The sequence below is a fragment of the Pseudomonas turukhanskensis genome (assembly GCF_027922365.1).
GTDB lineage: Bacteria > Pseudomonadota > Gammaproteobacteria > Pseudomonadales > Pseudomonadaceae > Aquipseudomonas > Aquipseudomonas turukhanskensis.
Genome location: NZ_BSFN01000001.1, coordinates 248,137 through 264,877, shown reverse-complemented (window position 1 = coordinate 264,877; position 16,741 = coordinate 248,137). Strand labels below are relative to the sequence as shown.

Sequence of the window (16,741 nt, the reverse complement as noted above, 5' to 3'; positions counted from 1 at the left end):
AGTACCCTCTCCCTGTGGCAGAGGGCTAGGGTGAGGGGCTTTTCCAAACACCGAACCAGCAGGTCGCCCATGAGCAAACCCACCCACACCCGCATTCGCATGTTCAACACCAAGGACACCTACCCCAACCAGACCCTGGACAACGACCTGTGCCAGGCCGTGCGCGCCGGCAACACCGTGTATGTACGCGGGCAGGTAGGCACTGACTTCGAAGGCAACCTGGTGGGCCTGGGCGACCCGCGCGCACAAGCCGAACAGGCGATGAAAAACCTCAAGCAACTGCTGGAGGAGGCGGGTAGCGACCTGAGCCATATCGTTAAAACCACCACCTACCTCACCGACCCCCGCTACCGCGAGCCGGTGTACCAGGAAGTGGGCAAGTGGTTGAAAGGCGTGTTTCCGATTTCCACCGGGTTGGTGGTTTCCGCCCTCGGTCAGCCGCAGTGGTTGATGGAGATTGATGTGATCGCTGTTATCCCGGATTGAAAGCTACTGCGCTTGGCGATACTGCGTTGAAAACCTCTTCATCGGTTTTCGCCTTGTCTCGCCTGCGCTCGTGACGCTTTGTTGGTTTTTTTAGGAGCATTCATGACCTTCTCCATCGTCGGCCGCTGCGCCGAAACCGGCCAGCTGGGTATCGCCATCAGCTCCTCCAGCATCGCCGTGGGTGCCCGTTGCCCATGGGTGCGCGGCGGCATTGGTGCGGTGTCCACGCAGAACATCACCCTGCCGGCCCTGGGCCCGGAAATTCTCGACTTGCTGGAGCAGGGCGCCAGTGCCAGCGAGGCCCTGGACAAGGCGCTGACCACCCACGGCTTTAGCCAGTTTCGCCAGGTAACGGTGATCGACCACCACGGCGCCACCGCGTTGTTTACCGGCAGCGAAGCGCTTGGCCTGCACAATGCGGTGGCCGGTGAGCAATGCGTGGCGGCGGGTAATTTGCTGTCCAGCCCGCAGGTGATCGAGGCCATGGTGGCGGCGTTCGAAGGCAGCGCGGGCGAAGCACTGCCCGACCGCTTGCTGGCGGCAATGAATGCCGCAATGGCCGCCGGTGGCGAAGCCGGGCCGGTGCATTCGGCGGCGATGTCGGTGGTGAGCGACTTGCTGTGGCCGATTGTCGATTTACGCGTGGACTGGGCTGAGCACGATCCGATTGGCGAGCTGGGTGAATTGTGGACGGCGTATCGCCCGCAGATGCAGGACTACATCACCCGTGCCCTCGACCCGACCAAGGCGCCGAGTTACGGTGTGCCAGGGGACGAGTGAACTCGCCTTTCACGGAAGTTTGTTTAGCTACCGAGTCCGATCATGCCCACCAGCCGCGACCTGCTATCCCACCTTATCGCCTTCGACACCGTCAGCCGCGCGTCGAACCTGGCGTTGATCGAATTCGTCCACGACTACCTCTCGGGCCTTGGCATCGACAGCGAGCTGATCTACAGCGATGACCGTCGCAAGGCCAACCTCTATGCCCGGCTCGGCCCAGCGGGCGCGGGGGGGGTGATGCTCTCCGGCCATAGTGATGTGGTGCCGGTGGACGGCCAGGCCTGGACCGTGCCGCCCTTTGCAATGACCGAACAGGACGGCAAGCTCTACGGCCGTGGCACGGCGGATATGAAGGGCTATATCGCCTGCGTGCTCGCGGCCTTGCCGGCGTTTCTCGCCAAGCCCTTGCGGGTGCCGCTGCACCTGGCGATTTCCTATGACGAAGAGGTCGGCTGCCTCGGTGTGCGCAGCCTGATCGAAGCACTCGAGGGCCGCCCCGAGCGCCCCAGCCTGTGCATCATCGGCGAGCCAACCTTTATGCGCCCGGTGCTCGGCCACAAGGGCAAGCTCGGGATGCGCTGCGACGTGCATGGTGCCGCCTGCCATTCGGCCTATGCGCCGCAGGGCGTAAATGCCATCGAATACGCCGCGAAACTCATTGGCCGCCTCGGCGAAATCGCGCAGCGCCTGGCCGCCAAAGAGCGCCACGACAGCCGCTTCGACCCGCCGTATTCCACCGTGCAAACCGGCACCATCAGCGGCGGCAGCGCGCTGAATATCGTGCCCGAGCACTGTCGTTTCGACTTTGAAGTGCGCACCTTGCCCGCCGACAACGCCGAGCAGGTTGCCGCTGAGCTGCAGGCCTATGCAACCGAGCTGGTGCCGCAGATGAATGCGGTGCAGCCGGGCACAGGCATACGCTTTACACCGATCAGCGCGTATCCGGGGTTGGCTACGGCGAACGATAGCGAGGCGGCGAAGTTGCTGGCGCTGATCAGTGGTTCCAGTGATTTCGGCACTGTGGCGTTTGGCACCGAAGGCGGGTTATTCGACCAGGCTGGTATCGCCACTGTGGTGTGCGGGCCGGGGAGCATGGACCAGGGGCATAAGCCGGATGAGTTTGTGAGCCTTGAGCAACTCCACCAATGCGATGCCATGCTGGCGCGGTTGGCCGAGTGGATGCAGGCGTAGGGCGAATATCGCCTTGGCGATATCCGCCGCTGCGATTGCCTAGCGAACCCGGCGGATACCCCTGAAGGGGATAGTCGCCCTAAGGTCCGCGTCAGATCTCAAGGCCGATACAACTTCAAACTCTCCACCCGCGAGCGGTACGCCGCCAACCGCTCCTTCAGCTCACCTTTACGCTGCGACGCCACGCAGTGCAGCAGCACATTCAGCGCACTGGTCAGCCCGCCGGTGGACTCCAGAATCAGCCCGGTCTTGGTTTTCATGGTGATGATCAGCGGCGTGTCGATGTGCCGGGCAATGCCGTATTCGTCGGTGAACACCACCAGGTCGGTGTCGCTTTGCAGGCAGTTGTTGGCAAAGGCGATACCGGCGTCGGCATAGGGCGCGATGTCGATCAGAATCACGCAGCAGCGCTTGTCGCGGCTGTCGATCCAGCGCCCCAGCACGCCGCTGTAGAGGTCGAGAAACTCCACCCCGCTGCGCACCAGTGACAGGCGGTTGGCAAAGTCTTCAGCCAGGCCCTTGATCGTTTGAAAGCCGCAGACAAACACGCGCTCGGCTTCGCTTACGCGCTGCACCACGTCTTGCCAGTGCTGGCCGCTGAGCTGCGCAGCAAAGGCGCTGAGGGCTTCGATTTCTTCGTTGAGGTGGGCGACCAGATCGTCGGGTTGCTGGTCCACGCGCTCGATAAGCGTGGTGTTGAGCAACGACTGAATGCGTACGTCATCGCGCAATTCTTCCTTGAGGGTTTTCAGGCCCTTGTAGCCAAGGCGGCGTAGAAAGCGGCTGACGGTGTTGGGGCTGACCTTGCTCTTTTCGGCCAGGCTGGCGCCATTTTCAAAGGCGATGGTTTCCCGGTTGGCCTGGATATAGGCCCATAGCGTGCGTTCTGCGGGGGTCAGCTTGCCGTCCAGTTGTTCCATTTTGCTATCGAGCATGCCTGCGCTCCGGCTGGCTGAAAAATTAAAGTCTGACACGAGTATGTCAGAGTGTTGATCTTTGGAAGAAATATATTCTATTCTCGAGTCGCCCTACAAAGGTTCGTTCAGCAGACCCAGGCACTCAGACCTAACCCGATATCGCTGAACAACCTACGCAATTCCTGCCGCAACAACAGTGCCAGGCCACGCCTTGCGCAATCAAAACAGTGGAGAACAGGAACATGCTCGACCTTATCACCCGTCCCCTGCGTCACGCCGTCATCGGCGGCACTCTGATCTTCAGCATCGGCGCTGGCACCGCGCAGGCCGCCGAAGAACTGCGGCTGTACAACTGGGGCGACTATATCAACCCGGAAGTACTCACCCGCTTTACCGCCGAAACCGGCATCAAGGTGGGCCTGGATACCTACGGCAGCAACGAAGAAATGCTCGCCAAGCTGCAAGCCGGCGCCACCGGTTACGACATCGTGTTTCCCTCGGTGCACATGCACGACACCATGGCCGCGCTGAACCTCCTGGAAAAAACCGATATCAACCAGAGCCCGGCGTTCAAGAACATTGACCCGGCGTACCTGCGCGCCAAGTCCGACCCCAAGGGCGAATACTGCATGCCCTATGCCTGGGGCACGGTCGGCATCTTCTACAACAAGAGCAAGGTGAGCAAACCCATCGAGACCTGGACCGACTTCTTCAACGAAGCCCGCGCCGGCAAGAAGGTGGCCATGCTCGACGATATGCGCGAAGTCCTGGCGGTGGGTTTGATCAGCAACGGCAAGTCGGTGAACACCACCAGCGCGGACGACCTCAAGGTGGCCCAGGACTGGTTACTGGAACGCAAGCCGCTGATTTCCGCGTTCAGCTACGAAGTAGTGCCGATGGTGCAGTCGGGCGATGTGGTGGCCGCGCAATACTTTGTGGGTGCGCTGATGTACGTGAAGCAAGACCCGGCCAATCTCACCTACGTGATTCCGAAAGAAGGCGCGACGATGTATCAGGAAGATATGTGCGTGCTGAAAACCGCCCCCAACAAGGCCAACGCCAAGCGCTTTATGGAGTTCTTCCTGCGCCCGGAAATCGCCTCGCTCAACACCATCCAGCAAACCAACGGCACGCCCAATGGCGAGGCCCTGAAACTGCTGCCCGCCGAGCTCAAAGACAACCCGGCGGCCAACCCGCCGGCAGAGGTCAAGGCCAAGCTGCAGATCTTCAACGACCTGGGTAAAGACCTGAAGAAATACGACCGCGCCTGGACGCGAGTGCGTACGGCCAACTAACCGTAGGGCGAATATCCGCATTGCGGATATCCGCCGTTCTGCGAAATGCAACGGCGGATATCGCCTCTGGCGATATTCGCCCTACGCCGCCGCACGATTTGCGTCTTCCGTTTCTCCGGAGCTTTTCATGTCTCACACCAACACCCCGGTGGTCGAAATCAAGGCTGCCGTGAAGCATTACCGTACCCCTGAAGGTCAGGCGGTGCGGGCGTTGGATGGGGTCGACCTGAGTGTCGGCGCCAATGAATTCGTCACCTTGCTGGGGCCTTCGGGCTGCGGCAAAACCACCTTGCTGCGGGCCATCAGCGGCTTCGAGCAGTTGGACAGCGGCAGCCTGATCATTCAGGGCCAACCGATGAATGATGTGCCGCCTTACCAACGCCCGGTGAACACTGTGTTTCAGAGCTACGCCCTGTTCCCACACCTGAGCGTGGGCGACAACGTCGGTTACGCTCTGGAGGTGCGTGGCGTGCCGCGCAAAGAGCGCGATACCCGCGTTGGCGAAGCGTTGGAAATGGTCGGCATGGGCGGCCTGCAAAAGCGTAAGCCGGGCCTGCTTTCCGGCGGCCAGCAACAGCGTGTGGCCCTGGCCCGCGCCATCGTCAATCGCCCGGCCTTGCTGCTGCTCGATGAGCCGCTGTCGGCACTCGACCGCCACCTGCGCCAGAGCATGCAGCGCGAGCTGAAAAAGTTGCAGAGCGAGTTGGGCATCGCCTTTGTGTTTGTGACCCATGACCAGGAAGAAGCCCTGACCATGTCCGACCGCATCGTGGTGCTCAACGGCGGCCATGTGCAGCAGATCGGCCGCCCCGAAGCCATCTACGACCGCCCGGCCAATGCCTTCGTCGCCGGCTTTATCGGCGAGAGCAATCTGTTCAAGGCTCGGGTCAGTGTGGTGGATGACCAGCACGCCGAGTTGGTCAGTGACGTGGGCGATACCCTGCGGGTGCGCCGTGGCGAGTTGCAGTTGAACCAGCAGGTGCAGGTGCTGCTGCGTCCCGAGCAGTTTCACCTCGACTGCCCCGGCAGCAGCGATAGCCACGCCTGGCTGGAAGGCGTGGTGGAACAAACCGTGTTTGTCGGCAAAGACTTTGAAGTGAGCATGCGCACGCCCCAGGGCAGCCAGGTAAAAGCCGTGGTGCGTGATGCGGCGCGCCAGGCCCTGCAACGTCTGCACGCCGGCGAAACCCTGCGCCTGTGGTACGCCAGCCAAGCCGCCCATGTACTGGCGGGTGGCGCCAGATGAGCGGCCTGACCCTGCAAGGCCGCAACCGCCTGCGGCTATTCGGTTTGCTAAGCCCGGTCACGTTGCTGATCGGCGGTTTCTTTGTTGCGCCGCTGCTGATCATGGCCGCCTATAGCCTGGCCGAGCCGGGCATGTATGGCGGCGTGGAGTGGAATTTCTACCCGGACAGTTTCGGTCGTGTGCTCGGCTGGGCCGATGGCAGCAACGAAGAGTTCGATATCGTCTACCTGGAAATCATCCTGCGCTCGTTCCGCATTGCGCTGCTCACGGTGCTGGTGTCCTTGTTGGTGTGCTACCCGGTGGCGTTCTGGGTCAGCCGGCTCGACGCGCGCAAGCGCAATTTCTTTCTGTTTCTGATCACCCTGCCGTTCTTCGCCAGCCTGATCGTGCGCCTGTATGCCTGGGTGCTGATTCTGCGCCCCAGCGGTTTTCTCAATCAGTTTCTGCATCATCTCGGCATCAACGCCGAGCTGGACTTGATCTACAGCGAAACCGCCGTGCTGATTGGCCTGGTGTATATCTTTATCCCGTTTATGTTCCTGCCCATCTACGCCAGTGTGGAAAAGCTCGACCGCCGCCTGATCGAGGCCTCACAAGACCTCGGCGCCAGCCGCTGGCAAACCTTCCGCAAAGTGATTCTGCCGCTGACCATGCCCGGCGTGGCCGCCGGCTCGATCATTGTGTTTATCCCAAGCCTGGGCAATTTCATCGTGCCGTCGCTGCTCGGGGGCGCCAAGGTATTGATGATCGGCAGCCTGGTGGAACAGCAATTTCTTGCCGCGCGTAACTGGCCGTTCGGCGCCGCCCTGGCGATGCTGCTGATGGCCAGCGTGCTGGTGTTTTTGCTGCTGTACGTGCGCAGCTTGAGCCGCGCCGAAGCACTGGAGGGTCGACCATGATGCGGCGTCTGGGGCAGAACCTGCTGTCCGGCTATAGCCTGCTGTTCTTTGTCTTTCTCTACCTGCCGATTGGCCTGATCTTCGTCTACTCGTTCAACGGCAACCCGCTGAACATGATGATCTGGGGCGGCTTTTCGCTGGACTGGTACCGCTCGATCTTTGGCATGGCGAATAGCTTGGCCGACAACGTGCAATACATCGAGTCCACCGACCAGTTGCTGGGCTCGCTGCGCACCAGCCTGAGCGTGGCGTTGATTACCGCGCTGATCAGCACCGTGATTGGCACGCTGACCGCTCTGGCCTTGGCGCGCTTTCGCTTCCGCCTGCAAGGCTTCTACCGCATGTTGCTGTTTATGCCGATGATGATGCCGGACGTGGTGCTGGGCATTTCCCTGCTGATTTTCTTCGTCAACATCGGCATCCCCCTGGGCAAGGTGTCGATCATCATCGGCCACTGCAGCTTTCTGGTGAGCTACGTCTTTATCGTCGTCAGCGCGCGCCTGGCGGGCATGGATACGCGACTCGAAGAAGCTTCGGCAGACCTGGGCGCCAACCCCTGGTACACCTTCCGCCGCATCACCTTGCCGATGATTCTGCCTGGCGTGATCGGTGGGGCGCTGTTGTCGTTCATCATTTCCATGGACGACCTGGTGATCACCTACTTTATCTCCGGCGTCGACTCCACCACGTTGCCGGTTTACATCTACGGCATGATCCGCCGCGGCATCAAACCCGAGATCAACGCCATCGCCACCTTGCTGATTCTGGCCTCACTGCTGATTGCAGCGGTGGGCCTGTACCTGCGCAACCGCCAACCTGCTGCACTGAAAGCCGAGGACTCCCATGGCTCCTAACAAGCCCCGCGCCCGCCAGCTTGGCCTGGCCTTCGCCGGCCGCACCGGCCCCGACAACGCCATCACCGATGTGCCCGGCGTGTTGGTGGGTTACCAGAATGTCGAAGGAACGGCGGCCAACGGCAAACGTATCCAGACTGGGGTAACCGCCATTCTGCCGCGTGGTTACGAGCCTGAGCCGATGCCCGTGTGGGCCGGTTTTTCGGCCTTGAACGGCAACGGCGAAATGACCGGCACGCACTGGATTGAAGACGGCGGTTACTTTGTTGGCCCGGTATGCCTGACCAACTCCCACAGCGTCGGCATCGTGCACCAGGCGGCCACGCGCTGGACCATCGAGCACTACGCACAGGCCTGGGAAAGCAATCACCTGTGGGCGATGCCGGTGGTGGCGGAAACCTACGACGGGGTCATCAACGACATCAACGGCCTGCACGTCACCGAAGCCCACGCCCGCGCCGCGCTCGACGGCGCCATGACCGGGCCGCTGGCCGAAGGCAACGTCGGCGGCGGCAACGGCATGATTGCCTACGGTTTCAAAGGCGGCACCGGCACGGCGTCGCGCGTCATTGAAGTGGACGGCAACACCTACACCCTCGGCGTGCTGCTGCAAGCCAACCATGGCATGCGTGACTGGTTCAAAGTGCTCGGTGTGCCGGTGGGGGAACGCTTGCCGGATGAGCTGCCAGATGGCCTGGACCGTGAGCGCGGTTCCATCGTGGTGATTATCGCCACCGATGCGCCGATGCTGCCGCACCAGCTGCGCCGGCTTGCCCGTCGGGCGGGGTTGGGCGTTGGCCTGGCAGGGACGCCGGGGGGCAATAATTCCGGGGATATTTTCTTGGCGCTGAGCGTCGCCAATCCACGGCCGCTGCCGCAGCTCTCGGGGCCGCTGCAGAACCTGGATTATTTGAACGACGATTGTTTCGACGCGTTTTATCTGGCGGCGGTGCAGAGCACCGATGAGGCGATTTTAAATGCCATGCTGGCGGCCGAGGATTCGCCCATGCAAAAGCCCGTGGGGGTGTGCAAGGCGTTGGATGGGCAGCGGTTGTTGGCGGCGATGAAAGCGTAGAGCGTCCCCTCACCCCGGCCCTCTCCCGCAAGCGGGAGAGGGAGACCAGCCAGATCGCGTTAGCTGCTAAGACCCCGATCAAGTCCCCTCTCCCGTTTACGGGAGAGGGTTAGGGTGAGGGCAGCTTTTCCGCGGCCAACTCCTGCTGGCAATAATCGGCAAACAACTGCGCCACCTTGGTCAACTGCGAGCGCTTCAACCACGCCGCCACCAACCCCGAGCCGGTCACGTCTTCGGCGATATTCACCGCCACCACCTTCTGCCCGTCATACGTGCATTCCGAATGCGGCCGCGTCACCAGCACTGAGAACCCGAACCCTTGCCCGACCATGCCGCGCACCATTTCGATGGAGGGTGAGCTGAAGGCGATATGCGGGGTCAGGCCCAGTTCTTCGAACAGGCTGACGAAGTAGGTTCGGCTGGGCAGTACGTCGAGCAGAATCATCGGTTCCAGCGCCAGGTCACGCAGCGACACCTGGGCCTGCTGGGCAAAGCGGTGGTCGGCTGGCAGCAGGGCGTAGGGGCGCGCCGGTGGCATTAGTGCCTGGGTTTCGATGGTGCCGTCCAGGTCGTGGTCGTAGAGGATCGCCAGATCGAAGCTGCCGGAGGTCAGGCCCTGCACCAGCTCCTGTTGCTCACCGTCGCGGATGCGGATTTCCACGCCCGGGTAGAGCGCGTTGAAGCCGGCAATCAAACGCGGCAAATACAGCGGTGCCACGGTTTCAAAACAGCCGATATCGATCTGCCCGGCAATGATGTCGTTATCGGCCAGGGCGTTCTGTTCGAACTCCTTGGCCATGCGCAACAACTCCTGCGCCTTTCGGTAAAAACGCGCGCCGCTGGGGGTGAGCGATACACCCTGGGCGTGGTGGCGAATAAACAGCTGCACGCCAAAGCTTTCTTCCAGCCCCTTGATCGCCGTGGAGATCGACGGCTGGGCGATATACAGCTTGCGCGAAGCCTCGGCGACGCTGCCGCATTCCACGGTGGTGACGAAATATTTAAGTTGGCGCAGGGTATAGGCAGCCACGACAAACCTCGGGTAAGACATTTCCGTGCACACCTTACCGCGTTGGCGGGGCCGGGCGTGCACACCTTTTTACGCAGCACAGGGCATATTTTTCTTGGCCGGTTGCTTGCTACAACCGTAGCCGGCTCGTAGCAAAACCCGTACACACTCAGCATAAAAACAAGGGAGGTAGCAGCATGCGTCTGGCGCTCTGGCAAACCGAAGGACACCCCGGCGATATCGCCGCCAACCTCGCCGACCTGGCCGTGCAAGCGCGCGCCGCTGCCGCTTCTGGTGCGCAGTTATTGCTGTGTTCAGAGTTGTGGCTGGGCGGCTATAACCTGCGCGCGCAGCCGGCAGAGCCTGCCGATGGCCCGTCCGCCCAGCGCATCGCAACGCTTGCCCGCGAGCACGGCATTGCCATCTGCTACGGCTACGCCGAAAGCCATGAAAGCGGCGGTAAACCCTATAACGCCGCACAGCTTATCGACGCCACCGGCAACCGCCTGTGCAACTACCGCAAAACCCATTTGTTCGGCGCCTTCGAGCGCACTTTGTTTACACCCGGCGAACGCCTGGAGCAGCCGTTCGAATTCAATGGCTGGCGCATCGGTTTGCTGATCTGCTTCGATGTGGAGTTTCCGGAAAACGTGCGCAAGCTGACCTTGCAAGGCGCCGAGCTGCTGCTGATCCCCACCGCGTTGACCCCGGAATACGGCGCGGTGCCTAACCTGATCGTGCCGGCCCGTGCCGTGGAGAATCAGTTGTTTGTCGCCTACTGCAACCACAGCGGTATCGAGGCCGGCCTGGCGTTTCTCGGTGGCTCCTGCGTGGCAGCGCCCGATGGCAGCAAGCTGGCCAGCGCGGCCAATGGCGAGGCGCTGTTGGTGGTGGATCTGGACCATGGGCAGCGGGAGGCGCAGGCAAGCACCTTTCCGTATCTGGCCGGCCGCAGACCCGAAATTTACACCTCGTAGGGTGTGCTCTGCGCACCAAGGCGGACGCCGCCGGACCGCCCGGTGCGCGGAGCACACCCTACGGGGCGTGGCGTTCGCCGGGGTTGGCGAGGTTATGCACAATAATCCAGCGTCTGGCACCACGCTGGTGCAGCCCAAAGCAGCTTTTTCATATACCCCGAAGACATTTTTAATAATTTTCCTATCCAGCCCGTTCCGCCACCATCGCTCTCACCAAAAGTTTATCGGCGAGAGGGCGACGGGGTGTTTGAGTTAACTGACTGGCAGCAACGGGCAGCCAACCTGCGTTTTCCAACCCTGGCGTTTATTGCCGGGCAACAGGTGCCAGCACAGTCCGGGGCAACCTTTGCGGCGATCAACCCGGCAACGGGGCAAACGCTGGCCCAGGTGGCGGCCTGTGGCGATGTGGATGTGGAGGCTGCCGTTCGTGCGGCGCGTCAGGCATTCGAAGCCGGGGTATGGTCCCGTCGTTCTCCCACCGAGCGTAAGGCCGTGCTGCTGCGCCTGGCCGAGCTGATTCTCGAGCACCGCGAAGAATTGGCGCTGCTGGATTCGCTGAACATGGGCAAGCCGGTAATGGATGCCTATAACGTCGACGTGCCGGGCGCCGCTGGCGTGTTTCGTTGGTACGCCGAGGCGCTGGACAAGCTCTACGACGAAGTCGCCCCCAGCGCGCAGAACGTACTCGCCACCATCACCCGTGAAGCCTTGGGTGTGGTCGCCGCCGTAGTGCCGTGGAATTTCCCCCTGGACATGGCCGCCTGGAAACTCGCGCCGGCCCTGGCTGCCGGTAACTCGGTGCTGCTGAAACCGGCCGAGCAGTCGCCGTTCTCGGCACTGCGCCTGGCCGAGCTGGCGCTGGAGGCCGGTATTCCGGCGGGCGTGCTCAACGTGCTGCCGGGCCTGGGCGAACACGCTGGCAAGGCCATGGGCCTGCACCCGGATATCGACTGCCTGGCTTTTACTGGCTCCACCGAGGTGGGCAAATATTTTATGCAGTACTCGGCCCAGTCCAACCTCAAGCAGGTGTGGCTGGAGTGCGGCGGCAAGAGCGCCAACCTGGTGTTCGCCGATTGCGACCTGGACCTGGCGGCAGAAAAAGCCGCGTTCGGCATTTTCTTCAACCAGGGCGAAGTGTGCTCGGCCAACTCGCGGTTGCTGGTGGAGCGCTCGGTTCACGATGAGTTTGTCGAGCGCCTGATTGCCAAGGCACAAGGCTGGCAGCCGGGCGACCCGCTGAACCCGAAAAGCACCACCGGCGCCATCGTTGAAGCGCGCCAGACGGAGCGCGTAATGGGCTATATCCGCAGCGCCCTCGAAGAAGGCGCACAACTGGCCTGTGGCGGCGAGCAACTGAGCTTCAACGGCTCCAACAACTTTATTCAGCCGACCATCTTTACCGGCGTGACGCCGGCCATGCGCCTGGCACAGGAAGAAGTGTTCGGCCCGGTGTTGGCGGTCATTCCGTTCGACAGCGAAGAAGAGGCCGTGCGCCTGGCCAACGACAGCATCTATGGCCTGGCCGCTTCGCTGTGGACCGACAACCTGCACCGCGCCCATCGTGTGGCCCGGCAATTGCGCGCCGGTACCGTGTCAGTGAACACCGTCGACGCACTGGACGTCAGCACGCCATTTGGCGGCGGCAAGCAATCGGGTTTTGGCCGCGACCTATCCCTGCATTCGTTTGATAAATACACCCAGTTGAAAACCACCTGGTTCCAGCTGCGATAAGAAAAGATCCGGAGACTTTGAGATGACTGCCCCGACGTCCAAACGCGCAACCAGCGACTACCAAGCCTCTGACGCCGCCCACCACATCCACGCCTTTCTCGACCAGAAAGCGCTGAACGCCGAAGGGCCGCGGGTGATTGTGCGTGGCGAGCGTTTGCACCTGTGGGACAACGACGGCAACAGCTACCTCGACGGCATGTCGGGCTTGTGGTGCACAAACCTCGGTTACGGCCGCCGCGACCTGTCGGCCGCTGCGACCCAGCAGATGGAGCAACTGCCGTACTACAACATGTTTTTCCACACCACCCACCCGTCGGTGGTCGAGCTTTCCGAGCTGCTGTTTAGCCTGTTGCCGGGCCACTACAGCCACGCGATCTACACCAACTCCGGCTCCGAGGCCAACGAGGTGCTGATCCGCACCGTGCGCCGTTATTGGCAGATTCTCGGCAAGCCCGAGAAGAAAATCATGATCGGCCGCTGGAACGGTTACCACGGCTCCACCCTCGCGGCCACGGCCCTGGGCGGCATGAAATTCATGCACGAAATGGGCGGCATGATTCCCGACGTGGAGCACATCGATGAGCCGTACTGGTTTGCCCACGAAGGCAACCTCACGCCGGCCGAATTTGGTTTGAAAGCGGCGCAGCAACTGGAAGAAAAAATCCTCGCGGTGGGTGCCGAGAACATTGCCGGTTTTATTGCCGAGCCGTTCCAGGGTGCCGGCGGCATGATCTTCCCGCCGCAAAGCTACTGGCCCGAAATTCAGCGCATCTGCAAGAAGTACGACGTGCTGCTGTGCGCCGACGAAGTGATTGGTGGCTTCGGCCGCACCGGCGAATGGTTCGCTCATGAATACTTCGGGTTCGAGCCCGACACCCTGTCCATCGCCAAGGGCCTGACCTCCGGTTATATCCCCATGGGCGGCCTGATTCTCAGCAAGCGCATGGCCCAAGTGCTGGTGGAGCAGGGCGGTGTGTTCGCCCACGGCCTGACCTATTCCGGTCACCCGGTCGCCGCGGCGGTTGCCATTGCCAACCTCAAGGCGCTGCGCGATGAAGGCGTAGTTACCCAGGTGAAAACCGACACCGGCCCATACTTGCAAAGCTGCCTGCGTGAGGTGTTCGGCAACCACCCATTGGTGGGCGAAATTCAAGGTGCGGGCCTGGTCGCCGCGCTGCAATTTGCCGAAGACAAAGCCACGCGCAAACGCTTTGCCAATGAAAACGACATTGCCTGGCGCTGCCGCACCATCGGCTTTGAAGAGGGGTTGATCATTCGCTCGACCCTGGGCCGCATGATCATGGCGCCGGCGCTGGTGGCCACCCGTGCTGAGCTGGATGAGTTGGTGGCCAAGACCAAGCGTGCGGTGGACCGCACGGCGCAGGAGATCGGTTTGCTTTGAGATCGCTTGGTGCGCGAAGCACACCCTACGGTCGTACGCCTCGTAGGGTGTGCTTCGCGCACCGCTTCACCGAATGACGCAACACCGCAGAACAAGAACCCCGCCCGACAGAGGCCGGGTCACGGAATACCTTGGCCGCTGGCCATTACTGCCCCGCAATTCAATCAATAACTAAGCCTTCAGGCTGTGGGAGTGTTCCATGCGTAAGTCCTTGCTCAAGCGTGTCTCGCTGTCCCTCGTTCTAGCCGCCGTCGCCACGGGTGCGCAGGCGGGCAAATTGTCGATCGGTCACACCACCTGGGTGGGCTACGGCACCCTGTACCTGGCCCGCGATCTTGGCTATTTCAAGGATGCCGGCCTGGACCTGGAACTGACCACCATTGAAGAAGCCTCCATGTACATGGCCGCTCAGGCCTCGGGCAAGCTCTCGGGTTCAGCGTCCACCATCGACGAAATTCTCAAATACCGCTCCAAAGACTTCTGCTTCAAAACCGTGGCCGCGCTGGATGAAAGCCATGGCGGCGATGGCATCGTGGTCACCAAAGACATCAAGAGCATCAAAGACCTCAAAGGCAAATCGGTTGCCGTAAACGAGGGCTCGGTGTCGCAGTTCTGGCTGTCGTATTTGCTGAAGAAAGAAGGCATGAGCATGGCCGACGTCGAGGTGCAGAACATGACCGCCGACGACGCCGCCAGCGCCTTTATCGCCGGCCGTATTCCAGCCGCCGTGACCTGGGAGCCAAACCTGACCATGGTCAAGCAGAAAGGCACCGGCGACGTGCTGGTCGACAGCTCGGCCACACCGGGGGTGATCGTCGATGTGGTTGCGCTGTCGTGTGATGTGATCGAGAAACAGCCTGCGGATGTGAAAGCCCTGGTGGCCGGTCTGTACAAGGCCGTGCAGTACACCAAGGACCATCCAAAAGAGGCTTACACCATCATGGCCAAAGGCGTGGGCGGCTACCTGTCCAAGCCTGAAGACCTGGCAGAAGCAGCCAAGGGCGTGAAGTTCTACGACCAGGCAATGAGCGAGAAACTGCTCGGCACCAAAGGTAAATCCGGCGACATCGCCGAGATCATCAAACTCGCCAACGAAACCTGGAGCGAGCTGCAAGGCAAGCCATTCGCGGTGAGCTATGACGACCTGGTGGATACCCGTTTCGTCACGCCGTAAGCCTTCGCGCCGCGTGTTCCGGCACGCGGCGTGCTTCTCTGTGCCTTGTTTCCCTGCCTTATGTGGAGGTGGCGCTGTGGCCACTGCTCGTTCCTGGATCAACCGCTGCCTGACCCCCAAGGTCGGCCTGCCGGTGAAAATCATTTTTGCCGCCAGCACGCTGTGCTGGCTGGCGGTACTGGGCCTGTGGGTCGGCCTGTCGTATGGCGGCGTGGTACCCAACATGTTCCTGCCCACACCGGGTGCGGTGTTCGATGCCGCCGTGCGCCTGACCAACGATGGCACCCTGGCCAAACACGTGGGCGCCAGCCTTGAGGTGGTGCTGATCGGCTTCGCCATTTCCTCCCTGGTGGCCGTGCCGCTGGGGCTGCTGATGGGCAGCTTCCGTATCGTGCAGGCGTTCCTCGAACCCCTGGTGAACTTTATCCGTTACCTGCCGGTGACCTCGTTCGTGCCGCTGTTCATTCTGTGGATCGGCATCGGCCTGGAGCAGCGGGTGGCGGTGATTATTTTCGGCACCTTCTTCCAGCAGTTGGTAATGATTGCCGATGTGTCCAAAGGCGTTTCCAAGGACCTGGTCAATGCCAGCTACACCCTCGGCGCCACCCGCCGCGATGTGGTGTTTCACGTGCTCGGCCCGGCATCCCTGCCCGGCGTGCTCGACACCCTGCGCGTAACCATGGGCTGGGCCTGGACTTACCTGGTAGTCGCCGAACTGGTGGCCGCCTCCAGTGGCCTGGGTTACATCAGCCTCAAAGCCATGCGTGGTTTTCAGGTGGACGTGATTTTCCTCGCCATCGCCATCATCGGCCTGCTGGGCCTGATCACCGACCAACTTTTCCGCCTGCTCCGTCTGAGGATTGCCGCATGGGCACAGTAGCCTCCACCAAGCCCTACATCATGCCGGCCTTAAGCGAGTACGCCGCCGTTGAAAGCCGCCTGAAGGTGGAGGGTGTCAGCCTGCGTTACCAGTCGCCCAGTGGCGAGACATTCACGGCGTTGGACAACGTGTCGTTCGAAGTGCCGGACCAGCAGTTTGCAGTCATCGTCGGGCCCTCGGGCTGCGGCAAATCCAGCTTGCTGTACCTCACGGCCGGTCTTTCCGAGCCGAGTGACGGCGCCATTTATGTCGGCGGCAAAAAGGTCGACGGGCCGGGCGCCGATCGTGGCATGGTGTTCCAGAGCTACACGCTGTTTCCCTGGCTGACCGTGCGCCAGAACATCGAGTTCGGCCTCAAACGTCGCGGTCTGCCGGGTGATGAAATCAACACCATCGTCGAGTTCTACCTCAACGAAGTGGGCCTGGCCAAGTTTGCCCAGCATTACCCCAAGCAACTGTCGGGCGGCATGATGCAGCGCGTGGCCATTGCCCGTGCCCTGGCCAACGACCCGCAGATTCTTTTGATGGACGAACCCTTTGGCGCCCTCGACAGCCAGACCCGCCTGCAGATGCAACAGCTGCTGTTGCAGGTGTGGGGTAACGCCAAGAAGACCGTGGTGTTCGTGACCCACGACATCGACGAAGCCATTCTGCTGGCTGACCGCATCTACGTGATGGGCGCGCGGCCCGGGCGGATCAAGGAAGTGTTGGATGTGCCCATCGACCGTCCGCGCTCCATGGACGTGGTGATGGAGCCGGAGTTTATTCGCATGAAGCGGCGGATTCTGGAGCTGCTGCACGATGACCTCGCTGAGGTTCATTAAC

Annotated in this window: 16 protein-coding genes; 14 read left to right on the top strand and 2 right to left on the bottom strand. The window is 61.6% G+C overall.

What is annotated here, in order from left to right; genetic code table 11:
* Positions 1–69 precede the first annotated feature (69 nt).
* The 3 genes from PKE98_RS01190 (at position 70) to argE (ending at position 2,457) form a co-directional block, all read left to right on the top strand.
* On the top strand, positions 70–486 hold the full coding sequence (locus PKE98_RS01190; RefSeq protein WP_271193390.1) for a RidA family protein: 417 nt from the start codon (positions 70–72) through the stop codon (positions 484–486).
* 102 nt (positions 487–588) lie between these two features.
* Positions 589–1,266, top strand: a complete 678-nt coding sequence (locus tag PKE98_RS01185) for a DUF1028 domain-containing protein (RefSeq protein ID WP_271193389.1) — start codon at positions 589–591, stop codon at positions 1,264–1,266.
* Between the two features lie 42 nt (positions 1,267–1,308).
* Positions 1,309–2,457: an acetylornithine deacetylase gene (gene argE / locus PKE98_RS01180; protein WP_271193388.1), complete on the top strand. Its 1,149-nt coding sequence runs from the start codon at positions 1,309–1,311 to the stop codon at positions 2,455–2,457.
* A 98-nt stretch (positions 2,458–2,555) separates the two neighbouring features.
* Here the strand turns inward: argE and PKE98_RS01175 are convergent, their stop codons facing one another.
* On the bottom strand, positions 2,556–3,392 hold the full coding sequence (locus PKE98_RS01175) for a MurR/RpiR family transcriptional regulator (RefSeq protein ID WP_271193387.1): 837 nt from the start codon (positions 3,390–3,392) through the stop codon (positions 2,556–2,558).
* Between the two features lie 224 nt (positions 3,393–3,616).
* Between PKE98_RS01175 and PKE98_RS01170 the strand changes: the two genes are divergently transcribed.
* From PKE98_RS01170 to PKE98_RS01150, 5 genes are all read left to right on the top strand, one after another.
* On the top strand, positions 3,617–4,669 hold the full coding sequence (locus PKE98_RS01170; RefSeq protein ID WP_271193386.1) for a polyamine ABC transporter substrate-binding protein: 1,053 nt from the start codon (positions 3,617–3,619) through the stop codon (positions 4,667–4,669).
* Between the two features lie 127 nt (positions 4,670–4,796).
* Complete coding sequence (locus tag PKE98_RS01165) at positions 4,797–5,915, top strand: ABC transporter ATP-binding protein (RefSeq protein WP_271193385.1); 1,119 nt, start codon at positions 4,797–4,799, stop codon at positions 5,913–5,915.
* Positions 5,912–6,814 (top strand): ABC transporter permease, encoded by a 903-nt coding sequence (locus tag PKE98_RS01160; protein ID WP_271193384.1) that lies wholly within the window; start codon positions 5,912–5,914, stop codon positions 6,812–6,814. Before PKE98_RS01165 ends, PKE98_RS01160 begins: the two co-directional genes overlap by 4 nt.
* Positions 6,811–7,668 carry an ABC transporter permease gene (locus PKE98_RS01155; protein WP_271193383.1) on the top strand — a complete coding sequence of 286 codons (858 nt, stop codon included), beginning with the start codon at positions 6,811–6,813 and terminating at the stop codon, positions 7,666–7,668. The genes PKE98_RS01160 and PKE98_RS01155 overlap by 4 nt, the downstream gene beginning before the upstream one ends.
* The gene (locus PKE98_RS01150) at positions 7,658–8,743 is read left to right on the top strand and encodes a DmpA family aminopeptidase (RefSeq protein WP_271193382.1); all 1,086 of its coding nucleotides are present in this window, start codon (positions 7,658–7,660) and stop codon (positions 8,741–8,743) included. Before PKE98_RS01155 ends, PKE98_RS01150 begins: the two co-directional genes overlap by 11 nt.
* 109 nt (positions 8,744–8,852) lie before the next feature.
* On the opposite strand, the gene PKE98_RS01145 is transcribed toward PKE98_RS01150, so the two are convergent.
* Positions 8,853–9,773: a LysR family transcriptional regulator gene (locus PKE98_RS01145; protein ID WP_271193381.1), complete on the bottom strand. Its 921-nt coding sequence runs from the start codon at positions 9,771–9,773 to the stop codon at positions 8,853–8,855.
* A gap of 176 nt (positions 9,774–9,949) precedes the next feature.
* Between PKE98_RS01145 and PKE98_RS01140 the strand changes: the two genes are divergently transcribed.
* From PKE98_RS01140 to PKE98_RS01115, 6 genes are all read left to right on the top strand, one after another.
* Positions 9,950–10,729: a carbon-nitrogen hydrolase family protein gene (locus tag PKE98_RS01140; RefSeq protein ID WP_271193380.1), complete on the top strand. Its 780-nt coding sequence runs from the start codon at positions 9,950–9,952 to the stop codon at positions 10,727–10,729.
* Positions 10,730–10,972: 243 nt separating this feature from the next.
* Complete coding sequence (locus PKE98_RS01135) at positions 10,973–12,460, top strand: aldehyde dehydrogenase (protein WP_271193379.1); 1,488 nt, start codon at positions 10,973–10,975, stop codon at positions 12,458–12,460.
* Positions 12,461–12,482: 22 nt separating this feature from the next.
* Positions 12,483–13,862, top strand: coding sequence for an aspartate aminotransferase family protein (locus PKE98_RS01130; RefSeq protein WP_271193378.1), 1,380 nt, complete (start codon positions 12,483–12,485; stop codon positions 13,860–13,862).
* 199 nt (positions 13,863–14,061) lie between these two features.
* A complete protein-coding gene (locus PKE98_RS01125; RefSeq protein WP_271193377.1) occupies positions 14,062–15,036 on the top strand; it encodes an ABC transporter substrate-binding protein in 975 nt (324 codons plus the stop codon).
* 76 nt (positions 15,037–15,112) lie between these two features.
* Positions 15,113–15,916: an ABC transporter permease gene (locus PKE98_RS01120; RefSeq protein WP_271193376.1), complete on the top strand. Its 804-nt coding sequence runs from the start codon at positions 15,113–15,115 to the stop codon at positions 15,914–15,916.
* 20 nt (positions 15,917–15,936) lie between these two features.
* The gene (locus tag PKE98_RS01115) at positions 15,937–16,740 is read left to right on the top strand and encodes an ABC transporter ATP-binding protein (protein ID WP_271193933.1); all 804 of its coding nucleotides are present in this window, start codon (positions 15,937–15,939) and stop codon (positions 16,738–16,740) included.
* The last annotated feature ends 1 nt before the right edge of the window (position 16,741 follow it).

Bases quoted from the DNA above. Each gene is read 5' to 3' on its own strand.
- PKE98_RS01130 (WP_271193378.1), top strand. From the start codon at position 12,483: ATGACTGCCCCGACGTCCAAACGCGCAACCAGCGACTACCAAGCCTCT.
- PKE98_RS01160 (WP_271193384.1), top strand. From the start codon at position 5,912: ATGAGCGGCCTGACCCTGCAAGGCCGCAACCGCCTGCGGCTATTCGGT.
- PKE98_RS01140 (WP_271193380.1), top strand. From the start codon at position 9,950: ATGCGTCTGGCGCTCTGGCAAACCGAAGGACACCCCGGCGATATCGCC.
- PKE98_RS01150 (WP_271193382.1), top strand. From the start codon at position 7,658: ATGGCTCCTAACAAGCCCCGCGCCCGCCAGCTTGGCCTGGCCTTCGCC.
- PKE98_RS01190 (WP_271193390.1), top strand. From the start codon at position 70: ATGAGCAAACCCACCCACACCCGCATTCGCATGTTCAACACCAAGGAC.
- PKE98_RS01175 (WP_271193387.1), bottom strand. From the start codon at position 3,392: ATGCTCGATAGCAAAATGGAACAACTGGACGGCAAGCTGACCCCCGCA.
- PKE98_RS01165 (WP_271193385.1), top strand. From the start codon at position 4,797: ATGTCTCACACCAACACCCCGGTGGTCGAAATCAAGGCTGCCGTGAAG.
- argE (WP_271193388.1), top strand. From the start codon at position 1,309: ATGCCCACCAGCCGCGACCTGCTATCCCACCTTATCGCCTTCGACACC.
- PKE98_RS01125 (WP_271193377.1), top strand. From the start codon at position 14,062: ATGCGTAAGTCCTTGCTCAAGCGTGTCTCGCTGTCCCTCGTTCTAGCC.
- PKE98_RS01115 (WP_271193933.1), top strand. From the start codon at position 15,937: ATGCCGGCCTTAAGCGAGTACGCCGCCGTTGAAAGCCGCCTGAAGGTG.
- PKE98_RS01185 (WP_271193389.1), top strand. From the start codon at position 589: ATGACCTTCTCCATCGTCGGCCGCTGCGCCGAAACCGGCCAGCTGGGT.
- PKE98_RS01155 (WP_271193383.1), top strand. From the start codon at position 6,811: ATGATGCGGCGTCTGGGGCAGAACCTGCTGTCCGGCTATAGCCTGCTG.
- PKE98_RS01170 (WP_271193386.1), top strand. From the start codon at position 3,617: ATGCTCGACCTTATCACCCGTCCCCTGCGTCACGCCGTCATCGGCGGC.